This is a genomic window from Sporofaciens sp. St.21A7 (assembly GCF_059728535.1).
Map to the genome: position 1 here is coordinate 5,041,499 of NZ_BAAGFN010000001.1, position 22,341 is coordinate 5,063,839.

Here is a 22,341-nt window from a genome sequence, read left to right on the forward strand (position 1 = left end):
TCATATAATGCGCTGCTAAATCTGCTTCCTATCCACTTGCTATTTCCACCATCACATGATAGTATTAAACCGTATTTCATAACCGTTCAGAGAGGTATGGTGCAAAAAATGAGCAGATTCTTCAATATCAATGGCGACTGCAAACCAAATTATCACTATATGGTCAATATTCAGCCAAAGCTGAATGCAATCAAAAAGATGATTGACCAGGGAGAATATTTTACAATAAACCGCGCCCGCCAGTACGGTAAGACCACAACCCTTAGGGCGCTTGCACGCTTCCTGGCAGACGAATATCTGGTAATCAGCCTGGATTTCCAGATGATGAGCCATGGGGATTTTGAAAATGAAATGGCTTTTACATCCGCTTTTTCTAATGAACTACTGGACTGCGTGCCGGATATCCCCAAGGATATTGAAGAGAAGCTGTCCATGTCTGCCGGGAAATCTTTGAACAATACCACCCTCTCGGCGCTATTCAAGATTTTAAGCCAATGGTGCGGCACATCTGACAGACCAGTTGTCCTGATGATTGACGAAGTTGACAGTGCTACAAATAACACGGTATTTATGGATTTCCTTGCACAGCTTCGGGGCTATTACATGAACAGAGATATAAAACCTACCTTCCAGTCTGTGATTCTTGCCGGTGTTTACGATATCAGAAACATCCGTCATAAGCTCCGTCCGGACGAGGCACACAAGAATAACAGTCCCTGGAACATTGCTGCGGATTTTCTCATCGATATGAGCTTTTCTGCCGGAGAGATTGCGGGAATGCTTGAAGATTACGAATGCGACCACCATACAGGCATGAATATTCCGGAGATATCCGGTCTTCTCTATGATTATACTTCCGGCTATCCATTCCTGGTTTCCCGCCTCTGTAAACTTATGGACGAGAGGATTACTGTAAAAGGAGACTCCTCAAAATCTACATGGACAAAGACAGGCTTCTTAGATGCCGTCCGCATATTGCTTACGGAATCAAACACGTTATTTGATTCCCTCATTAATAAACTGGAGGATTACCCTGATCTGGAACACATGCTCCGCGACCTGTTGTTTACAGGAAAAGAAATTGCGTATGTAATCGGTGTTCGTCCGATTGAAGCCGCGCTTATGTTCGGTTTTGTAAAGGTTTCAAAGAGCCAGGTTCTGATCGCCAACAGAATCTTCGAGACCTTACTGTATAATTTCTTCCTTGCAGTCCCCTCTATGCAACAGGAGGAAATCTATGATGCCGCATTAAAAGATAAGGCAAGATTTATTGAGAATGGGCGTTTAAATATGCGATTCGTGTTAGAACGATTTGTAGAGCATTTTGATTCCCTTTACGGCGACCGTGGACAGAAGTTCTATGAAGATGACGGGCGGCGTTATTTCATGCTGTTCTTGAAACCAATTATCAACGGAACCGGGAATTGTTATATAGAAGCAGAAACCAGAAACCGGGAGCGTACCGACTTGATTGTTGATTACGGCGGGGAACAATTTATTGTAGAAACCAAGCTCTGGCGCGGCGCTTCAAGGCATCAGGAAGGGGAAGCGCAGTTGGCTCGTTATCTGGAGCATCATCATTTAAAGACAGGGTATATGCTTACCTTCAATTTTAATAAAGAGAAAGAGATTGGAGTTACAGAAACTCCATACAAAGACAAACTGCTGATAGAAGCATTTGTTTAGCAGACAAAGGAGAGAACCCAGGCAATGGACACACAAACACATTTTAACAAAAATATCCTATACCTGCATATCGCCGTAATGCTCTTCGGGCTTGCAGGCGTTGTCGCACAGTTCGTAGAAGTATCCGCAGTCATGGTAGCCCTTGGAAGAGTCGTATGCTCTTCTGCATTACTGCTGGTAATCGCACTTGTAAAAAAGGATAGATTGCGGCTTGATTCCAAAAAAGACGTCTTTCTGATTATTCTCACAGGCGCAGTCATGGCTGCCCATTGGACGACCTTCTTCCAGTCCATCCAAGTGTCAACAGTGGCAATCGGGACAATCACATTCTCCACATTCCCACTGTTCCTGACATTCCTAGAACCAGTCGTATTCCATGAAAAGATACGAAGGCAGAGCATTATCAGTGCGGTGATTCTGTTCATCGGCGTACTCATTACCATACCAGAATTTTCTATGGCGAACCATACCACCATCGGTATTATCTGGGGGATGATATGCAGCCTTACCTATGCGGTCCTGACGCTGGCAAACCGATATTTTTCAGCCCGGTATGCCGCCCGCACCATCTGTCTCTACGAACAGGGGTCTGCCGCCATCGTGCTGCTTCCGGCGCTGTTTCTTGTAGACACAACATGGAGGGCGCAGGATTTCGCGGGAGTCGCCTTCGTGGGATTTGTCTGTACGGCTTTCGCACATTCTCTGTATGTAACCGCCCAGAAAAGTGTGAAAGCTCAGACCGCCGGGATTGTATCCGGAATGGAGACCGTTTATGGAATTGTCTATGCGCTGTTGTTCCTTGGAGAAATTCCCAGTATACGGGAACTGGTGGGCGGAGCTATTATCCTGAGCGTTGCCATGTATTCATCGTTGAAAGCAAAATAGGTAGAAAACAGGCGCTGTCCCCGCACTGTGTGCCTCCTCAATCGCTGCCGCAACTGCTTCTTCATCCATACTTAACGTCTGTTCCAGAAGGAAATCGGAATTCCTTATCAACTTCCCAATTTCCTGATGCCTGCCAGTCGATACGGCACGTACAAACTCCTGTCTGACTTCTTCATTTGGAATAAAAACACGCTTTTCATTGGCATCATACGCAAGATAACCCAAATGCACCAACAGCGTAAGGACATCATCCTTCCTTTTTATCGAAGTCATATCATTCTGGAATGTTCCCGTATCTATCTTCAGGTGCGCTCCTCCAAGCATCTGAACAATCGCCTCTTTCAGACCATCTTCATCCAAGTCAATATAAATCTTCAATGATTCATACGTTTCGGACTGCGTCCAATAGTTCCCTATCCTGTTTCTTGCCAATGCATCCATGACCGATTTTGGACTGTAAACGTGCGTATTATCTCCCAGTACATACCCATCATACCTCTCACATATTGCAGAAAATCCCAAGTCTGATTTCTGGCATAATCTATGGACTTCATCCTCCGTAAATCCCATATATTCCTCCAATGGTTCCGGCTGGATCATGGTATATTCCCTAAAATCGGTCATTGCCGACTGCGTACCGTATTTTTTAATCGGCAGGATTCCCGTCATATAGGCTGCTTCTATCATCTTGTCTGTATGGCCGCTGCTTTTGAACAGACCTCGCAAAAGCTGGATATACTGTTCGTGTAACCTATGGTCATCCCTCGCCTCACGGAATAACGCATCCCATTCATCAATGATGATAATAAATCGTTTTCCGGTCGCTTCATGAATCCTGGCAATGGTTTCCGGCAATGTCTGTTCCTGTTTTACATCAGTGCAGAGTTCCCGAAGCTCTTCCACTACTTTCGCCTGTAGATTTGACACTGTATCCCTGATATTCTCTGTTATAGAAATAAACCATGTAATATCAAGGTAAATCACATCATGCCGGTTCAAATGTTCTTTATAGGAACAGTCCTTTGCAATCTTATAACCTGCAAACAAACTTCCAGAATCACAGCTTTTATCATAATAAGCACACAACATTTGAGCGGCATAGGATTTACCAAAACGGCGCGGTCTGCTGACACAGGTAAGTTTTCGTTTCGTTCCCAACGTACTGTTGATAAATGAAATCAATTCCGTTTTATCTACATAAGTGTCACGGACAGCGGCGGCAAAGCCTGCATTACCAGTGTTCACGTAGTTTCCCACAGGATATCCCCCTTTCCATAGTCATCTCTACATACATTTTTAATTTACATCTGTCAGCCGTAACTTTTTCAGAAAATCTGCCGCCATCATGGAACACTGTGTCTCGCACCCCTGATACAAACCGAAAAGTAGATTATTGATGATCTCATTATAATTACAAGTTTCTAAAGAGACTCTGTCAAATCTATAATTTTTCTTACTTGATTTACCATAATCCTCTTCTAATCTCTCCATATCTGGTTCCAGAATGTAAGAAATCACATTTCCCTGTCCGTCAAATGCAAGCGTATACTTTTTTACCGGTGGATAAAAACCGGCTAGTGTACTCTTCGTATTTTTATAATCAGCCAATACCGTATATACCTTTTCTCTCAATACAGTATCGCTATTCATTCTATATAATACTTCACAAGGAATGGTACATTCGTCTTTACTATCCGGTACATTTACTTTGATATTAAATTTATTATATATATCTTTTTTGACATCCTCAATCGCGGCTCCTTTTAGTAAATCATTAAAACTATTATCCGTTCTATTTAATTCGGATGCCATTTTATCGTAATTTATAACATTGTCATATAATACCGATAATATATCTATTGTCCCAACATCCATGTCTACAGTTCCTCCCTAATTCAAGATTTTCTCTGCCATTATTATATCACTCATTGACTGCCGTCACAATTTATATTTTCCGCATATATCTTTATTGGCGCATAACCTTGCTTTACACCGCAAGATATGCGCCACCCCCAAAGAACCGTTATAAACAATCAAGCCCCTGCCCCAATCATCTTCCCTAACTGTTCCACAATCCCCATATTCCCATTCACCGATATCTCCCCGACCTTCTCGCAGATCCGCTCCAGATACTCCAGCTCCTTCAGCTTATAAAGCGTCTTATTCTCATCCATCAGCTTCGCCGTATTGAGCAGCGACCGGGTAGAAGCAACCTCTTCTCTCCGTGAAATCACATTTGCCTGCGCCGTCTTCTCCGCCACAAGGACGGAGTTCATAATCTGCCGAATCTCCCCTGGCAGTATGATATCCTTAATCCCGGTCGTCAGGAAATTCACACAGAACATCGTCTCCCGCGCCTTTAAAGCCTTATAGATTTCCTTAGAAATCTGTTCTTTCGACTCCAGAAGCTCATCCAGCTTATAATTCCCCACAATCTCCCGGATAACTAACTGCACCGCCGAGTAGAGCGGTCTTTTCAGCTCCGAGACTGTTGCCGCAAATTCTACGGCATCGCGAATCTTATACATACAGGACACGTTCATACGGATACCAATCTTGTCTCTGGTAAGAATCTCCTGCCCCACGATATCAAGCTCCTGCTGCCGCAGATCGAATACGCGATATGTCACGCTGCGGGCATAGTTCCAGAAACGGTACACCCCCTTTGAAGCTGATTTCTGGAGTACATTGTCATAATACACAAGCCCCGTCTCCCCCTCTCCTACGGACATCTCCGTATAAAGATTCATAGGAACCAATGACAGCATCTGCTTTGAAACATCCTCTCCAATCTCCGTCTCCGCCATAGAGACAATCTTTATCTCATACTTGTCAAATACATTCCAGAATGTATATTCCTTCCGATTGGCAAATGACGTTAATTTTCCGTTTATGTAAATGAACCCCACCGAGCCGTCTGGGATCTCCACGTGCAAGGTTGCCCCAAGGAATGCAGAATCCCCTGCCAATACCTGATACGGTACTTCCATGTAATCGACCTCGCCGGACATTTCCTCGATTTCAACACTGTAGCCCAGCATTTTAGAAAAATGATATGTACCGGATGTAATCATTTTCTGAAATACGCCGTCCTTTAACACAAATCCTGCCTGATTATCCTTAATCATATACTTCATATCACATTCCTCCTAACTATTGTGTGCCATTGGGTATACTTTTATCCCTCGTTCATTGACCTGCTGCGGAAGCCCGGGGCTGCAGTTAGTCCGAAAGAAGGGCATCTGCTGTTCTTCCATTCTGGCTGCATTTCCCTTTACTCCATCCTGCCGTTGACAACCGTCAGCCATTGACATATGCTGTGTCCCCACCTCATACATCAATCCCGGCAGAACCGAAAATCCCCCTGTCCCTCTGCTTCACGAGGCAAATGCACATAAGCAGCACACTTACCTCGTTATCTGCGGAAATAACCGCCATACATTCCAGACAGGAGGCAGACTTACAGGCTGCAGGCCAATCCGCATCCTGTGCGCGAACTCGGGATAAAAGTATTCTTGAGAGCGGAATCGAACCGCAGACTATTGAAAGTCTTTGCCATTTTCATGTGTGCTCTACCTCTGAGCTACCATTTACATGGGAGGGGTTTGAACCCTCGACAGCACATCCTCCTTAACAGTAAGTTAAGACATGAAATATTTATGGTATACCTGACAGCACGCTGCAGGCACCGCCGGGCAGGGAGTAACTCCCGATACCCGCGCGCAATAAATAATTCCCCTATCCCTTCACGACGCCTACCGTCTTCAATTTTCTGACTGGCGTGACCAGATCCATTTGCTGCTCCATGACCTGATCGATATCTTTATAAGCAAACCTGCACTCTTCTGCCACGTCGTTTTTCTTGCGTTTCCCGAGCACAACGCCCTGCTCCTTCAAATCCACCATAACCTTCTCTGTACTGAATGCTTTCATGGCCCCTGACCTTGAGTAACTTCTGCCCGCCCCATGGGAAGAGGTGCAGAAGGATAAGGGATTGCCTTTCCCTTCCACCACATAGCTGTAGGAGCCCATGGCGCCAGGGATTACGGCAAGCTCTCCCTCCCTTACTCTGGTAGCGCCTTTCCTGTGTACCCAGACATTTTCTCCATAGTGGTTCTCTAATGCGGCATAGTTATGGTGACAGTTAATCTCTTCCCCGAATTCCACGGTCAGCCCTGTATGCTTCTCAATCGTTTCTTTCACGATTGCACAGGTCTTCTCAAGCATACGCTCCCGGTTCTCAAAAGCGTAATCCATCGCCAGATTCATCCAATGAATATACTGCTGCCCCTCTTTTGTCCCAACCGGAAGGAACGACAGATGATACTCCTCTTTTACTTCACTGTACCATCTCCGGTTTAGCTCTGCTGCTTTCTTGTGAAAATAATCACATATTTCCTTCCCCAGATGGCGGCTGCCGGAATGTATCATCAGGCACAGATACCCCTCCTGGTCTTCCTGCAATTCTATAAAATGATTTCCTCCTCCAAGGCTTCCCACCTGATAATACCCGTCCTCGATAAGCGGCAGGAGTTCCTCGTTCTTCTCATACTTCTCTATCTCCTGTTTTGCCAGGTCCAGCACAGCCGACGCCTGAGGTTCTCTGTAACGCTCAGTGTTCAGCGGAATCGACCGCATGATATTTCCAATGACCGACTGGATGATTGTGCCGTTCCCGGTCTGAATCTCCCTGATATCCTCCACACGGATATTTGTGGAAATGTAGTCCATGCCGCAGCCGATGTCAACGCCTACCGCATTAGGAATCACCACATCCTTCGCCGCGATTACCCCGCCGATTGGCATCCCTTTTCCTGTGTGGGTATCTGGCATCAGGCATACCCATTTATGTAGGAACGGAAGCTGCGCTAGATGATACGCCTGTTCCAGGCAAGTTCCTTCCAACTGACTATCATTTTCCAACCATATTTTTATTGGAAATCTCGTATTTTCATTGCTTATCACAAACATATCATCCCCGTCCTTTCTTAAATGTATTATATCCGACATTTTCCAGATTATCATTTTAAAAAAGTTGCGAACACAATCCCACTCCCATATGATATACTAAATTCAAAAGCTACAAAAACGCAATCGTGCAAAACAAAAGGAGGAAGGAAGCAATGTCAGAATTTCAGGAATTGGTAAAAAGTTTTCCAAAGACCAGAGAATATGTCCGTGATTTTTTTGTCTACGGCTTCAAGACCCGGAACGAATTCAAAGGCAAAAGCCCCCGCACCTATGACAATGAACGCCGAAGGCTTGAGAGCTGGCTTGGTTCCTATGTCCGCAAAGACCATGTATCCGGCGGCTCCAACATTTCCCTTGCCATTGACAGCAATCTGCTGGACACCAATCCCCTGTTCCGGGTATGGAAGACCAAGAGCTTCACGGACAATGATATTGTACTGCATTTTCTAATTCTTGATATCCTTCAAGACGGACGTCCCCTGACAGCGGACGCAATCACCGACCTCCTGCTTTCAGAATACGACGCCCTGTTCGACATCCAGACCGTCCGCCGGAAATGTAATGCCTACGCGAAAGAAGGCTTACTGGAGAAACAAAAGCTCGGGAAAACAGTGGTGTTCTCCCTAAGCCTTACACTCCCTTGTTGGCTTCGTTCCAATGAAAATATACAAGATGCCCTGTCATTTTACCAGATGGCAGAAGTCTTCGGAGTGGTCGGGAATGAATTAACGGAACAGACAGACTGCCAGAATCAGACCTTCCGGGTAAAACATAGTTTCTGCGTACATACTTTGGAGGACGAGATACTTCTTTCCCTACTGGACGCCATGAACAAAAAAGCGCAGGTAAGACTCGAGTTAAAAAGTTCCCGGACAGAGACGAAGACCACATCTGCCTGCGTCCCTTTGCAGATATTTATCAGCGCAAGAACCGGGCGCCGTTACCTGTGCGGATATGTACACAAAAGAAACCGCTTCTCCTGTTTCCGTCTGGATTCTATTAAATGCGTGACCCCTCTGGATTCCTCCCCAGACTATGACGAACTAACGGAGAAACTTGACCATAACCGGAAGTATCTGTGGGGCGTTTCTTTTCAAGGGGAAGAAGGACATCATCTGGATAAACTGACCATGACCATACAGGCTTTAGAGCCGACGGAAAATTATATTGTAGACCGGTTGAAACGGGAGGGCAGAGGCGGAAGGGTCACAAGGATTGCCCGGAACGTCTATCAGTACGAGACAGAAGCCTTTGACTGCAACGAAATGCTGCCCTGGATCCGTACCTTTATCGGAAGGATACTGGAACTTAGGTGTACGGCAAAATCCGTAGAACAGAGGTTTTACCGGGACTTGCAGGAAATGTATGAAATGTATGAGATATGATAGAAGGGCCCCTAAGGGCATCCCAGAGCGAATTAATTTCTGCACATTATACAATAAATAGAAGGAATCAACATATGGAACTATTTTCAGAAATCTACAGTTGCTATTATCAGGTAATGCGGCATATTTTATGCCGTCAGAACGCCTTGTCCATACAGGATATCTACAACCAGATAAACAGCGAAGGCTTCGGGGAAAGTATGATTTCCATCATCCCTAAGCTGGAAAGCGGCGCATGGAATCTATTTGACCGGGATGGTGAACTCTACCTTTCCAAACTATCACCCTCCTTTACCGTCCCGCTTTCCGCCCTCGAAAAATCTTACCTCAAGGCATTGCTGTCCGACCCGCGCATCGGGCTCTTTCTTGACCGTGAACAAACCGACGCCCTGAACGAAATGCTAGTATCCGTAGAACCTCTCTGGCGGCAGGAACAATTCTGCTGCTACGACCGTTTTGCCGACGGTGATCCCTATCCTGTTACGTCCAAATTACTCCATACCGCCGCTAACGAAAGCCAAGCATCTACACACAACACAGACCTTACCAGAGCCAATACGGACGAATCCGATACCATCCAAGAAAGATACCGGCAGAATTTCCGTACGCTCCTAAAAGCGCAGAAACGGAAGGCCTATGTGGAGCTTGATTATACCTCCCCCGCCGGGACGCGCGTCCATCACTACTACGTTCCCGCCAGACTTGAGTATTCTGTAAAAAATGACAAGTTCCGTCTCCTTGCCCTGAAAACTTCCAACCATAGAAGAATGCGGCTTGACATCCTGAATGTCGCCCGCATCCAAAGGGTCCGGCTTACAGACAAGACTCTAACTTCCGACATTGACCTGAATTCTCTGATTCGGAATTCTTACTACAAAGAGCCGCTGACACTGCATATTGTCAACAAACGCAACGCCCTTGAGCGCGCCATGCTGCATTTCGCCAATTATGAGAAGAACACCGCAAAAATCGGCGAAAACACATATGAATGCCTCATCTATTATAATCAGAACATGGAAACAGAGCTGTTGATTGAAGTCATGTCCTTTGGGCCTATGCTGAAAGTAATCGGCAATGAAAAATTCCTGAAAAGCCTGCAATCCCGGCTTGAGAAACAACGTATGCTGATTTATAATAACGCACCCGCATAAACCGGGTGCGTTTGGCTGATTATAATTCTATCCAATTCAAACAACCGCCTCAATCAACACTTTTTCTCCGATTTCCAGCTCCTTCACTCCAATCTCCTTTTTCTTATTAAAATTAAAGCTAATCATATATCCCTGATTCAAATGATAATAATCGAGATACTCAATCAACTGCCCTTCCCCGCGCTCATGATATGCACTGCCTCTCCACACTTTAAGCTCTATCACGAATTGCTCTCCCCGATAATCTACGACTACATCCGTACGTTCCATATTACGTGTCCAAGATTCCACATAATAATTTCCCACTCCATTAATAATAGGTCTTAGATATAGCAAGAAATACCTGCGTCCATCCTCCTCCAAAAAAGTCTGCTGCCAATTCCCATATATATCATTAAAATGAATTACGAACTTCTCCAGCAACCGCTTCATGTCCAACCGCCCATTCTGGACAAACTGGTTCTTATCCCGCAAAGCCTCATCATAGATTCGTTCTTTTTGCATAGCGGGAGCAGCCAAAAAAAAGTTATATAGCAGAGTCTCGAAAATCCTATTCGCTATGACCACGTTATGTCCCACTTTTTTGACAAAACCGAACATCAGTGCAGTTTCCACAGAACGTACCCCCACAACATAAGGAATGTCCTTCCCGCAAAGCAAAAGGTCACGGAGCATTATCTCAAGCTCCGGATAGTCCTCAAGCTTGTTGAATAATGATTCAAACAAAGTATTCTGTTCTGACAGCAAAAAACGCACCGCCGCCAACACACCCTCTTTTGTCCACCTCTCATTTCTTCCAGCATTATTCCCTATATCAATCTCTCCAGTATCCACTCGCTCATCAATTAATTTGCAAATATAAGAAACAAGGAACGGATACCCAGAAGTATAGTCATAGATAATCCCTGCAATCCCTGCCACATCCATTCCTGTCCTTCGTTCCGCCTCATACTGTCCCAACATCCCTGCAATATCAGCCGTCGAAAAGCTCATATCAACCTGAAAATCTACCGCTATGTTCCAGGGACTATTCCATTTACGTTCCTCGTCTGCCCGAATCTTATGTTTGATATTCTTAATGTCATAAACACCTGCGAGGATTACTGAATGAAACGTTGCTTTCACGTCCCGATTAATATAATACCCCCTAAGCTGTGCAAGAAAATCAAGAAAAACTTGATTATTACTCGCACTGTCAACCTCGTCAACCAACAATACGACCGGTTTTTCAGAACATCTGCATACTTCGCTGAGATATCCGAACAATTCAAATAATTCTATCTCACTTTTATGCTCTTCTACAGCCTCCCGAAAGGAACTTAACGCACACCCCAACACCCCTGTGTCATCTATTCCCTCCGCTGCTTCAATAAAAATGTTTGCAAATGCAATTGAAAATATATTCTCATTCCTGAACTTAGCTGCACCCAACATCTGAAAATCCAGGCTTATCACCATATAATCATTCTCAAGAAACTCCGCCAGCCCTCTCAGCATCGTAGTCTTCCCAAACTGCCTTGCCCGGTTAATAGTGAAATAACTCCCTTGCTCCACCATCTTTTTTACCTCGTTCAGCCTGTCTTCTATATTCACCATATAATGCAGCAACGGTTTACAATCGCCATTGATATTAAACATTTTTCTCAACACACAGACCTCCTTCTTACTTCCCCAAATCTTTGCCTCCCCCTGCGTCCTCCGCCGTCAGCAACACATTTTTCCGTTTGGTTACTCCCATTATACAAAATCTCACCCTCTCTCTCAAGGTTAATCAGAACAACTGCTTATTTTCAAACTGGCATGGTCATATTTATAATTATTGGCTCTTTTTTTCAATCCAGATATGATATAAAGTATCTACATTGGTAAAACCATTATGTTTTACATAATATGAACAAGAAAAGAGGGCTTTCAAATGAACACAAATACGAATCTGAAGAAAATTGTCATGACAGCTTTATTCGCCGCGTTGGCGTGCGTTGCCACTATGTCCATCCGCATCCCAACGCCGGGAACCAGCGGATATATACACCCCGGAGACGCCATCGTCATTCTCTCCGGCGTCATCCTTGGCCCCATCTGGGGGCTGCTGGCGGCAGGAATCGGCTCCGCCATGGCAGACCTGCTGGGAGGCTATTTCATCTATGTGCCGATTACCTTCGCAGTCAAAGGAATCATCGCATGGATCGCCGGTATCCTCTACCATAAGCTGGGCAAGACGCCTAAGAGCCAGTGCATGGCAGTCATACTCGGAGGAATTGCAGATATCGTCCTCGTAGCCGGAGGATATTTCCTCTGCGAGATACCTCTCTATGGGGCATCCGCCGCCTTAGCAAGCGTTCCCGCTAATTTAATTCAAGGGCTTGGCGGGCTTATCATCGCATTCGTCCTGTATCCGCTCCTGCTGGCAGTGCCGGATATCCGGCAGATTACACATAGCTCACATATATAGAATAGTCATCTGTGGAAATAATAATCCGAAAACGGAAATCCGGAAACAATTATGCAGAAGAAAGAGGCTGCCGCAAAACGGAAAGATTAATTTCTTCCATTTTGCAGCAGCCCCTTCAAATTCTTACTCTTTCCTAAGCCTAAACTGTCTCACCAGATTCCGAAGCATCTGGGACTGGCTGGACAGCTCTTCACTGGTCGCCGCGCTTTCCTGCGCCGTAGCCGAATTCGTCTGTACAACGTTGGAAATCTGGTTCATACCATTCGTAGCCTGCTCCAGCGATGAAGACTGTTCTACTGCCGCCACGGCAATCTTATCAACCAATTCGGAAATCGCCCGGCTGCTCTCTACCACCTTCTCTAACGACTGAGCCGTCTCATTGGCAATCCCCATACCTGTATCCACGGCGCTGACTGCTCCCTGAATCAGCTCAGACGTACTCTTAGAAGCGCTTGCCGACTTCCCTGCAAGATTACGCACCTCGTCAGCCACGACAGCAAAGCCCTTGCCTGCCTCTCCGGCCCTTGCAGCCTCTACAGCCGCATTCAGCGCAAGAATATTCGTCTGGAACGCAATATCCTCAATCGTCTTGATAATCTTACCAATCTCCGCCGACCGCTTGCCAATCTCGTCCATGGCCGCGACCATATCATTCATATGCTGGTTGCAGACCGCCGTTTCCTCGCCGGACTGCGCCGAAATATCCCTGGCGTCCGCCGCATTTTTGGCAGTCCCCTGCACATGCTCGGATATCCCCGCAATCGTTGCCGTAAGCTCCTCCACCGAAGCCGCCTGCTCCACGGAACCTTGGGAGAGAGCCTGGGCGCCTGACGCCATCTGGTCGCTTCCCATAGACACCTGATCCGCTGAATTATCAATCTGGCTGAGCGCGTTGCTAAGCCTGCGGTTCATCTTACGCACAGAAAGCAGAACCCCTTCAAAAGCCCCGACATAACTGTCCTCCGCCTTCGTCCTCACCGTGAAATTGCCTTCCGCCATCTCCTCTAAGACATACTTCAAATCCGTAACGATTCGGTTCAGCGTACCAACCATCTGTGAAAACGTATTCGACAATATACCAATCTCGTCCTCATTTGCAGCCTCAAGCTCTACGTCCAGATTCCCTTCCGCAATGCTGTTCGCCGCCTCAACGATATCCTTGACCGGTTTTAATACTCTTCTCAATACCATGATGACTGTAAAGATAATCACAAGCAGAACCACCACGGAAAGACCGATCATCAAATAGATCGTCGTCATTATCAACGCGTCAATGTCTCTCGTCCGAACGGCTGTCAACGCCCACCAAGTCTCGCCAGCCGCATTAATCGGCGTAAAGAAACGAGTAACTTTGCTTCCGTCCTCCCTCGTCGTCTCAATCTGGAATTCCGTATCCCCATCCATCTTATCCTGAATTGCTTTCAGTTCTTTGGCATTCGGGGTAAAGTCGGAAAGAGACTTACCGATATCCTCCTTCGACTCACTGTCATAGATAATCTTCTCATTGGCGTTGTAAATCGTGCAGTACATACTCGGGTAGTCTTCATTGGTCGTCTCCACCTTATCGAAATTGCTTACATTGATGTCCGCCATCACGACACCCTTCATATCATTGTTATGGATAATCGGGCTTGCATAGGAAACCATGGAAACGCCGTTATAATCATAGGGGTCTGTAACCACGCTTTCCTTCTTCTCAGCCGCCAGCTTATAATAATCCTCCTGAGAATACACCTCATATGCGCCAAACGGCTCCACCTTTTCAGAAGCATTCTGCTCGCTTATGTAGAAACCATAATCTTTCATGTCTTCCTGAAATTTATACGCCTCAAACAGTACGCCAACGCCCTCGAGATCCTCATTATTCACCGCCGCATTCCGCGCCGTCTCCCGCAGGTACACCTCGACGTCATAATTCAGAATAGTCAATACCCTTCCATAGATACTGCTCTGGCAGAGCGCAACGACAGTCGGGTCCGTAGGCACCACGTTCTGTGCCGGGTCTGCTTCTGCCTGCAGATAAGACTTCTCCAGAAACGCCTTTATGTCATTGGCAGCCGTCTCCGCCTCATTAAATACCATCTGGATATCCGTGGCGTTAGAACTACAGATCGCTTCTAGTTCCCCATAAGTAGCCTCTGTAATGGCATTCTCAGACATTTTGACTGTGATGCCTACAAGAACAGTTAGGCTGACTGCCAGAATTACGCCGATTATAACAGCCAGCTTTTGCGTCAGCTTCATTTTTTTTAACATACATTCTCCTCCTTCACTATGCACAGACAGCCCGCGCTCTCTGTTTCATTTGTTTTCCCCCCGCTTTGCATGATGATATCTGAAATGCTTTTAAAGCTTCTGTCTTAAAACAAAATAGCATGGCAAACACCACACTATTTTACAGTCGCTCGGTAAAAGTGAGCACAAAATCTCGCTTCTGCCCATCGTCCATATTCAATTCCGTCAAAATCCTTTCTCTTATCAGAAATACCAGACTCATTACGAACCTCTCACATAACTCTGTTTTCGACCTCATATACGCAACCATAGCATCCTCATCATTTGCAAAAAAAGCGTACTTTTACAAATTCTGCATATCTTTTTTTGATTATTCTAAAGTATATCACAAAAAAAGAGCATTTACAATAAATTTTGACAGATAAACATTTTCAAGATAAAATTTTTTCTCAATCAACCACAGCATTTAGCCTATCCTGGCCACGCCCGTTTTTCTTGCCGCTTCTGCAACCGCCTCCGCGACAGCATCCTTAATACGGGGGTCGAAAGGCTGAGGCAGGATATATTCCGCGTTCAGCTCTTCCTTTGACACAAGGCCGGCAATCGCATACGCCGCCGCTACCTTCATCTCATCGTTAATCTCTGTTGCCCGCACATCTAAAGCTCCCCTGAACAACGCCGGAAAACAGAGTACGTTATTTACCTGATTCGGGTAATCGGAGCGTCCGGTAGAAACTACCGCCGCGCCGGCAGCCTTGGCTTCTTCCGGGAAAATCTCAGGGGTCGGGTTAGCACAGGCAAAAATAATCGGATCTTTTGCCATCGTTCTGACCATATCTGCCGTCAGAGTCTTTGGCGCCGATACGCCGATGAAAACGTCTGCGCCTTGTATCACCTTTGACAGCTCTCCCGTTTCATGGTTGAGGTTGGTAATCTTAGCCATCTCCTTTTTAATATCATTCATGTCCTCACGGCCTTCGTAAATGGCGCCTTTCCGGTCAGTCATGATTACATTTTTAAGCCCCATGGACATGAGCAGCCTAATAATAGCAATTCCGGCGGCTCCGGCTCCGGACGTCACAATCTTGACTTCGCTTAATTCCTTACCGACTACTTTTAATGCATTGAGGAGCCCGGCTAAGGTAATCACCGCCGTTCCGTGCTGGTCGTCGTGGAAGATTGGGATATCACAGCATTTCTTCAATTTGTCTTCAATCTCAAAGCAGCGCGGGGCAGAGATATCTTCCAGATTAACGCCGCCAAAACTTCCGGAAAGAAGGCTTATGGTTCTTACAATCTCATCTACATCCTTGCTGCGGATACACAACGGGAACGCATCCACATCTCCAAAGGCTTTGAAAAGGACACATTTTCCCTCCATTACCGGCATGCCCGCTTCCGGCCCGATATCCCCCAGCCCAAGAACCGCCGTTCCGTCCGTCACAACGGCGACCGTGTTCCAACGGCGGGTGAGTTCAAAACTCTTTTCCGGATCTTTCTGAATCTCCAGGCAAGGCTTTGCGACTCCCGGGGTGTAGGCAAGGCTTAACGCTTCTTTGGAATCCACGGCTGCCCTTGATGCGATTTCAATCTTTCCCTTTAGGTCATAATGCATTTTCAGTGATTCTTCTGCATAATTCATTTCTTTCTCCTCCTTAATATGATTTATTTTTCTCATATTTTTCTATTTTATATGGGCATAAGATACCGCCTGCTTAAAAATCCCGGTATGCCCTAAGCGCCTGATTGAACTTTAACGTTTTCTCCCCTACCAGCTTCGCCGCGCCAAGGGGATACTTATCCGGCAGTATCTCCGAGGCCGCCTCCGGCTCCCAATAGAAAACTCCGCATTCCTCCTGCCCGTCCTGTTCCGCCATTGCGCCCACACAGTCGCTCACAATCTTATAGCTGCCCTCGTCATCATATTCAAGCCCGCCTACTTCCGCAATCATCACAGGCTTTTGATAAACTTGGGAATACACCTTCAATTTCTCAGACAGCATATCCTTATTGCTCTTAAACTGCTGCCAGTATGGGTAATACGAGAATCCCAAGATGTCCGTCCTTCCCTTCTCTGCAAAAAAATTATCCAGAAAAGCTCCGCAGAACTCCCGGTTACACACCTCCGCCAAATGGGTAATCACCTTACAGTCCGGACAGGCCTCCTTGACTGCATCATACCCTGCATTCAGGAAACGTACCAACTGCTTAGGCGCCTCATTAAGACTCCCCCGGGGCCACATCAGTCCGTTATTGACCTCGTTGCCCACCTGCACCCAGTCCGGGCACGCCCCATTTTCTGCAAACAATTTCAAAACCTCCCGCGTATGGTCGGCGACCCGCCTCTCAAGCTGGATATCCGTATCATTCCTCCACTCTCTGGGAATATCCTGATGTTCCGGGTCTGCAAAATGATTACTGTAATGAAAACCGACCATCAGCTTCATCCCCTGTTCCTTCACACGCTTTGCCATTTTAAGCACGTTGAGGGCGTCACAGAAGCCAAGCATGCAGATTTCATCTTCTTTCTTCTGCCAGAAAGCGCCCTCCGGCGGATTCACAAAAACACGGGACCGCACCGCATTCACTCCAAACTCCTTTAATGCCTTTAACAAATCCGTCTCCTCACCCGCTTCATTCAGCCAGCGGTATCCCATTGTCTCCAACTGAGTCGCCCATCCTAAGTCCACGCCATAAACCATCTGCTTCCTCATTCTATTACTCCCTTCACAGATTTTCTTTTATCATCCCTTATGAAACATATTCACTTTATGCATCATCTTCCCATGTATTCTTGCCGCTGTACACCAATGCCATACTGCATCCTTACAAGTTATTATGACCGGAACAGAAACTATCAGGATACAAATCAGCAGCATACTCTTCACCCCGAACTTATCTATCACAATACCTGAATACAGCAGGCTGATAATCCCAGCCACGCTGTTATATACCGCGTCTGCAATATTATGCCCGAGATTACGGAAAGAAGGCGCAACACTTCTCTCCGTAACACTCCGCATCGTAGGCAATAAAATTCCCACTCCCATATTACAGAGAAATGAACCCCCAAAAACCATAACCGGCGATACGGCGCCAAACGCCAATACCATCGTCATAAACGGCAGCAGCGTTATCAAGACATACCGCACGCGAAGAGAATATTTTTCCATCTTATCCGCCAATGCAATGAACGGCACTTGGGTAATCGCACAGATAAATGCATCGACTCCGATATCCGAGACATTCCCTCCAACGCTTTGGAGAACCGCCGTCTTTAGATTATTCATTGGCGCGACCGCCAGCCCGATTAACATCAGTATCAGAATCAGATAACCATACCCCCTGGGATTGAGTCCGGCACACATTCTTTTAGACGACATGGCTTTCTCACCCGCCAAATCATCCTCACACGTTACAAATACCTGTTTTAGAGAACGGATAGAAAAACCGGATTCCCGATTCTCCGATACCGCGCCCTTACCATCTGGGAGCATGAATGCGGCAGCAATACCCGTGATTAAGAAAATGGTCCCAAAAACCAGCATAAAATGATAACCAAAGTCAGCAATTATCCACCCCAGCACAACAGATGTGACTGCATACATCAGAGACGGCAGACAGCGGATTTTCCCATAGACCGACAGATTATTTCCGCAGGTAAGCAAAAGCCAGGAATCTATATTCGTCGCATGGGGCAATGACACGAACCCCAGCAATGGATATAAAACGGCAAGCACAGGAATATTTCCGTAAGAAAAATAAATTAAGTACATCAACATCCCCGCCGCTAAAAAACACACCATCGAAACCTTCCGGTTGGTGTGGAAACGGTCGCACACCATCCCCCACACAAACGATCCCAGAAATGCCGCAAACAGGTAGGATGCCAAAAAGATACTTACAGCCGTATTGGTAATTCCCTTTGACAACAGATATGACATTAAAAACCCGATAAATGAAGCATGGAAACTCCAATACGAAACCTCAAGCACAGAAAATCCCACCCAGTATGATTTCTTCATAGCCTTCATAATTTTCCCCTCACATTCTAACACCAATTATTAACCAAATTATAGAAAATCATTGACGTAATGGGAATATCATTTATAATCTGATATATAGACAAAATTGAACCCGCAAGACGGTATCGGGTTATCCATCCCCGCAGATTGAAAGGAGCTTATTGTATGCTACAATTTTCAGCATATCTCTTTGATGAAGATCTTGATAATTATAACGTAAACCTTCCCTTTCTGGTGCATAGCTGCGGCAGGGTTTCATTTAACGGCAATAAGGACCTGCATATTAACCGTCTGTACGGCAGAAGGGACTTCCAGCTCATTTATATCCATCAGGGAAAAGGGCATTTCATACTGGACAACAGAGAATCCATACTGGACGAGGGATGTACCGTCCTTTATCATCCCTATGAAATACAGCAGTATTCTTTTCACCACTCTGAAAATGCACAGTTTTACTGGCTGCATTTCTCCGGAAACGATATTCCCGGACTGCTGCGTGAGGCAGGGTTAGACCGACAAATCATAGATACTGGGATGGCTTCTTACATACCTGCCTTGTTTGAAGGGATTATCCGCGAGCTTATTATGAAGCAGCAAGGTTATCTCCAGATTACCAGCCTAAAAGGACAGGAGCTTGTCTGGCTGCTCGCACGGGAAGCACAAAAACAGGAACACAGGAACAGGAATGGCTATAATATGGAAATGGAGGAAATCCTCGAAACGATTCATCTAAAATATAATCAGGATTTGACAATCGAACAACTGGCAAGAGCGTATGGAACAAGCACAGGCTGGTTCATCAAAGAATTTTCCAGATACACGGGCAACACGCCCAAAAAGTACATCAATGAAGTCCGGCTGAACCATGCGAAAGAACTGCTCAGCTCTACCAACTATAATATAAGCAAGATTTCGACGGTATGCGGGTTCGAGAATCCATTATATTTCAGCAGATATTTCCAGAAAAATTATCATATGGCGCCGACCAAATACCGGAATACATTACAAGGGAGGGCATGATTTCATGCCCTCTTATCCCTAGTGTGCTGACACATTTACATTTCGTCAAATGACTTGTCTGAATTTCCATCTGCCACGTTGTCGTCGGTCAACGATGCCACCGACGGCGACAATCGTGTCGAATTCCCTTTCTCCCTGCGTAATTGCTGTTCCGATTGCGACCTGTTCTGCACATGCCCCATGCAGGGAATAGACGTTTACGCCCACATATATTTTCCCGTTTTTACATCGGATTGCAGCTCCTACCGTATGGTTGAAATCTACTGCATCGTAATTTGAACGGATTGCTTTCTGGGCTTTTTCGATCAGTTCATAATCTCTGTCGGTTAATAAATTCATCTTGACTTTATATCCCTTCATTTCTTTTTTTTAGAAGCTCCTTGGCGGAAATCCCCGGCTCAGTCATATGCAGCGGCTCCAGAATCTCATCCAGCTCTTTTTCGTTTAACAGGCCTTCTTTCAGAATCAGCGCCCGCACAGATTCACCCGTCTTCATAGCCGTCTTTGCAATCTCCGCCGCTTTCTGGTATCCGACATGCGGACAGATTGCCGTGATGATACCTACGCTGTTTTCCACCAGATAGCGGCAGCGGCCCTCATTTGCAGTAATGCCGGTCACACAATTATCCACAAAAGTCTGCACCGCATAGGCAAGGGTGTCAATCGACTGGAACATGCAATAGAAAATAATCGGTTCAAATGCGTTCAATTCGAGCTGCCCCGCTTCTGCCGCCATGGTGATGGTCACATCGTTGCCGATGATATTGAAAGCAACCTGATTGATTACTTCCGGGATTACCGGATTCACTTTTCCAGGCATGATAGAAGAACCATTCTGGCGCGCAGGCAGGTTGATTTCCCCAAATCCTGCCCTTGGCCCTGACGACATCAGCCGAAGGTCATTGGCAATCTTGGACAACGTAACCGCACAAGCCTTAATCGCACCGGATACCGCGACAAAAGAGTCCAGGTTCTGCGTAGCGTCAATTAAGTCGAAAGCCTGTACCAGTTCCATGCCGGATAATTCTGCCAAGTTCGGCACAATCCGCCTCAAATAGGATGCGTCGGCGTTAATGCCTGTCCCGACAGCCGTACCGCCCATGTTAAGCGTACACATTTCCTCCATAGCCTTGTCCATGCGGCGGATGTCGCGCATGATTGCTACGGAATATGCACGGAATTCCTGTCCCAGACGAATCGGAACGGCATCCTGCATCTGGGTACGCCCCATCTTAATGACATGGTCGAATTCTTCTGCCTTTGCCACCAGGGCTTTGTGCAGGCGCAGCAGTTCTTCTTTGAGGTTCTTCAGCAAACGCAGCGACGTCATCTTTCCTGCGGTCGGTATAACATCATTGGTAGACTGCCCGCAGTTTACATGGTCGTTGGGATTTACAATAGAATAGTCCCCCTTCTGCCCGCCCAAAATCTCAATAGCGCGGTTCGCAATGACCTCGTTCGCGTTCATATTAATGGATGTTCCTGCGCCTCCCTGTATAGGGTCTACGATAAAGTCCTTGTGCATTCTGCCTTCCAGGATCTCATCACACGCTTTGGCAATAGCGTCGGCAATCTTCCTGTCCAGGATTCCCACTTCGCAGTTTGTGATTGCGGCGGCTTTTTTGATATATGCCAGACTGTTGATAATCTCAGGATGCATATTCAGCCCTGTAATACGAAAATTCTCAGCAGCACGCAGGGATTGGACTCCATAATAGACGCCTTCCGGGACTGCCTTTGTCCCTATCGAATCCTCTTCTGTCCGGTAGCTTTCCTTCCCCGTATCCACATTGTCCATAGTTTCCATTCTGGTATTCATTTTTGAACTTTTCCTTTCATTTTTTAAGAGATAAACTTATTTTATAATTATTTACCTACTTATTCAATTCGCAGAACACCAAAATTAACGTCGCAATATTTGTGCATTATGTCCAAAACCAAAAGTTATAGTTTTACATTTTTTGTGCATATACTTTAATTTCAACCGTTACGTCAGGGCGTTAAGCTTCTTTAAAAATGACTGGTAGAATGCCCGCTCTTTCTCATACTGCCTCAGCACTTCCATGCTTTTAGGGCTCTCTAAGGGGCTAGGATTGTCTATGTCAAACAGCGCCTGCTCCGTCGCCCTGATTGCCGACTGCACTGTACTTCCAAGCAAGTCATTAGTTTTGCCGGCGCCGCTTATCCTGTTTACCATCTGTTTCACCATCATCGCCGAGAGATGGGTCAGCTTCCCGCTCCCGGACATTCCAAGCCCGTTCGCCCCCGTTTCTTTTGCAGCCTCCATCCATGCCTGCTTCACTTCCGCCGGCGCCTTAGCGCCAATTGACGCAAAGGCTTTCTCATCATAATCAATTTTATCTTGTGCCGCTTTCTCCGCTACAGTTTCCATGAATCCTATAGCATTGGATGAAACGTTTCTTTCTGCCTTCTTTGTACCAAATCCTTTTGCCAGGCAGTCTGTTGTGTTTAATCCTTTCATTTCCATCTTTCTTATCCTCCTTATCCTCCATATTTTATCTTTTTATGTA

The 22,341-nt window shown here is 46.1% G+C and carries 20 protein-coding genes; 6 read left to right on the plus strand and 14 right to left on the minus strand.

Features of this window, described 5'->3' with window-relative positions:
- Nucleotides 1-108 precede the first annotated feature (108 nt).
- Nucleotides 109-1,686, plus strand: a complete 1,578-nt coding sequence (locus AC6I3O_RS24935) for an AAA-like domain-containing protein (RefSeq protein WP_497853206.1) — start codon at nt 109-111, stop codon at nt 1,684-1,686.
- A 24-nt stretch (nt 1,687-1,710) separates the two neighbouring features.
- Nucleotides 1,711-2,571, plus strand: a complete 861-nt coding sequence (locus tag AC6I3O_RS24940) for a DMT family transporter (RefSeq protein ID WP_497853207.1) — start codon at nt 1,711-1,713, stop codon at nt 2,569-2,571.
- On the opposite strand, the gene AC6I3O_RS24945 is transcribed toward AC6I3O_RS24940, so the two are convergent.
- From AC6I3O_RS24945 to AC6I3O_RS24965, 5 genes are all read right to left on the minus strand, one after another.
- Nucleotides 2,551-3,828 carry an AAA family ATPase gene (locus AC6I3O_RS24945; RefSeq protein ID WP_497853208.1) on the minus strand — a complete coding sequence of 426 codons (1,278 nt, stop codon included), beginning with the start codon at nt 3,826-3,828 and terminating at the stop codon, nt 2,551-2,553. The two genes, AC6I3O_RS24940 and AC6I3O_RS24945, sit on opposite strands and share 21 nt — an antisense overlap.
- Nucleotides 3,829-3,867: 39 nt before the next feature.
- Nucleotides 3,868-4,446: a hypothetical protein gene (locus tag AC6I3O_RS24950; RefSeq protein ID WP_497853209.1), complete on the minus strand. Its 579-nt coding sequence runs from the start codon at nt 4,444-4,446 to the stop codon at nt 3,868-3,870.
- 158 nt (nt 4,447-4,604) lie between these two features.
- A complete protein-coding gene (locus AC6I3O_RS24955) occupies nt 4,605-5,708 on the minus strand; it encodes a slipin family protein (protein ID WP_497853210.1) in 1,104 nt (367 codons plus the stop codon).
- A gap of 12 nt (nt 5,709-5,720) precedes the next feature.
- Entirely contained in the window at nt 5,721-5,885 is a 165-nt protein-coding gene (locus tag AC6I3O_RS24960) for a hypothetical protein (RefSeq protein ID WP_497853211.1), read from the minus strand.
- A 424-nt stretch (nt 5,886-6,309) separates the two neighbouring features.
- Nucleotides 6,310-7,542 (minus strand): RtcB family protein, encoded by a 1,233-nt coding sequence (locus AC6I3O_RS24965; RefSeq protein WP_497853212.1) that lies wholly within the window; start codon nt 7,540-7,542, stop codon nt 6,310-6,312.
- Between the two features lie 152 nt (nt 7,543-7,694).
- Between AC6I3O_RS24965 and AC6I3O_RS24970 the strand changes: the two genes are divergently transcribed.
- Both AC6I3O_RS24970 and AC6I3O_RS24975 read left to right on the plus strand, forming a co-directional pair.
- A complete protein-coding gene (locus AC6I3O_RS24970) occupies nt 7,695-8,927 on the plus strand; it encodes a WYL domain-containing protein (RefSeq protein ID WP_497853213.1) in 1,233 nt (410 codons plus the stop codon).
- A 74-nt stretch (nt 8,928-9,001) separates the two neighbouring features.
- Nucleotides 9,002-10,078: a WYL domain-containing protein gene (locus tag AC6I3O_RS24975; RefSeq protein WP_497853214.1), complete on the plus strand. Its 1,077-nt coding sequence runs from the start codon at nt 9,002-9,004 to the stop codon at nt 10,076-10,078.
- Nucleotides 10,079-10,114: 36 nt separating this feature from the next.
- Here the strand turns inward: AC6I3O_RS24975 and AC6I3O_RS24980 are convergent, their stop codons facing one another.
- Nucleotides 10,115-11,728, minus strand: a complete 1,614-nt coding sequence (locus AC6I3O_RS24980; protein ID WP_497853215.1) for an AAA-like domain-containing protein — start codon at nt 11,726-11,728, stop codon at nt 10,115-10,117.
- Nucleotides 11,729-11,993: 265 nt separating this feature from the next.
- Here AC6I3O_RS24980 and AC6I3O_RS24985 point away from each other — a divergent pair, with 265 nt between their 5' ends.
- On the plus strand, nt 11,994-12,530 hold the full coding sequence (locus AC6I3O_RS24985; RefSeq protein WP_497853216.1) for an ECF transporter S component: 537 nt from the start codon (nt 11,994-11,996) through the stop codon (nt 12,528-12,530).
- A 123-nt stretch (nt 12,531-12,653) separates the two neighbouring features.
- Here the strand turns inward: AC6I3O_RS24985 and AC6I3O_RS24990 are convergent, their stop codons facing one another.
- From AC6I3O_RS24990 to AC6I3O_RS25010, 5 genes are all read right to left on the minus strand, one after another.
- Nucleotides 12,654-14,786 carry a methyl-accepting chemotaxis protein gene (locus AC6I3O_RS24990; protein WP_497853217.1) on the minus strand — a complete coding sequence of 711 codons (2,133 nt, stop codon included), beginning with the start codon at nt 14,784-14,786 and terminating at the stop codon, nt 12,654-12,656.
- 139 nt (nt 14,787-14,925) lie between these two features.
- The gene (locus AC6I3O_RS24995) at nt 14,926-15,075 is read right to left on the minus strand and encodes a hypothetical protein (RefSeq protein WP_497853218.1); all 150 of its coding nucleotides are present in this window, start codon (nt 15,073-15,075) and stop codon (nt 14,926-14,928) included.
- 156 nt (nt 15,076-15,231) lie between these two features.
- Nucleotides 15,232-16,407, minus strand: coding sequence for an NAD(P)-dependent malic enzyme (locus tag AC6I3O_RS25000; protein ID WP_497853219.1), 1,176 nt, complete (start codon nt 16,405-16,407; stop codon nt 15,232-15,234).
- A gap of 73 nt (nt 16,408-16,480) precedes the next feature.
- Nucleotides 16,481-17,479 carry a glycosyl hydrolase 53 family protein gene (locus tag AC6I3O_RS25005; protein WP_497853220.1) on the minus strand — a complete coding sequence of 333 codons (999 nt, stop codon included), beginning with the start codon at nt 17,477-17,479 and terminating at the stop codon, nt 16,481-16,483.
- A gap of 30 nt (nt 17,480-17,509) precedes the next feature.
- The gene (locus AC6I3O_RS25010) at nt 17,510-18,799 is read right to left on the minus strand and encodes an MFS transporter (protein WP_497853221.1); all 1,290 of its coding nucleotides are present in this window, start codon (nt 18,797-18,799) and stop codon (nt 17,510-17,512) included.
- Nucleotides 18,800-18,955: 156 nt separating this feature from the next.
- Between AC6I3O_RS25010 and AC6I3O_RS25015 the strand changes: the two genes are divergently transcribed.
- Nucleotides 18,956-19,810 carry a helix-turn-helix transcriptional regulator gene (locus AC6I3O_RS25015; RefSeq protein ID WP_497853222.1) on the plus strand — a complete coding sequence of 285 codons (855 nt, stop codon included), beginning with the start codon at nt 18,956-18,958 and terminating at the stop codon, nt 19,808-19,810.
- A 45-nt stretch (nt 19,811-19,855) separates the two neighbouring features.
- Here the strand turns inward: AC6I3O_RS25015 and AC6I3O_RS25020 are convergent, their stop codons facing one another.
- The 3 genes from AC6I3O_RS25020 to AC6I3O_RS25030 all read right to left on the minus strand — a co-directional run bounded on the left by AC6I3O_RS25020 (nt 19,856) and on the right by AC6I3O_RS25030 (nt 22,298).
- Nucleotides 19,856-20,149 carry a cytidine/deoxycytidylate deaminase family protein gene (locus tag AC6I3O_RS25020; RefSeq protein ID WP_497853223.1) on the minus strand — a complete coding sequence of 98 codons (294 nt, stop codon included), beginning with the start codon at nt 20,147-20,149 and terminating at the stop codon, nt 19,856-19,858.
- Nucleotides 20,150-20,156: 7 nt separating this feature from the next.
- Nucleotides 20,157-21,629 (minus strand): aspartate ammonia-lyase, encoded by a 1,473-nt coding sequence (locus tag AC6I3O_RS25025; RefSeq protein ID WP_497853224.1) that lies wholly within the window; start codon nt 21,627-21,629, stop codon nt 20,157-20,159.
- Between the two features lie 168 nt (nt 21,630-21,797).
- The gene (locus tag AC6I3O_RS25030; RefSeq protein WP_497853225.1) at nt 21,798-22,298 is read right to left on the minus strand and encodes a hypothetical protein; all 501 of its coding nucleotides are present in this window, start codon (nt 22,296-22,298) and stop codon (nt 21,798-21,800) included.
- Between the last annotated feature and the right edge of the window lie 43 nt (nt 22,299-22,341).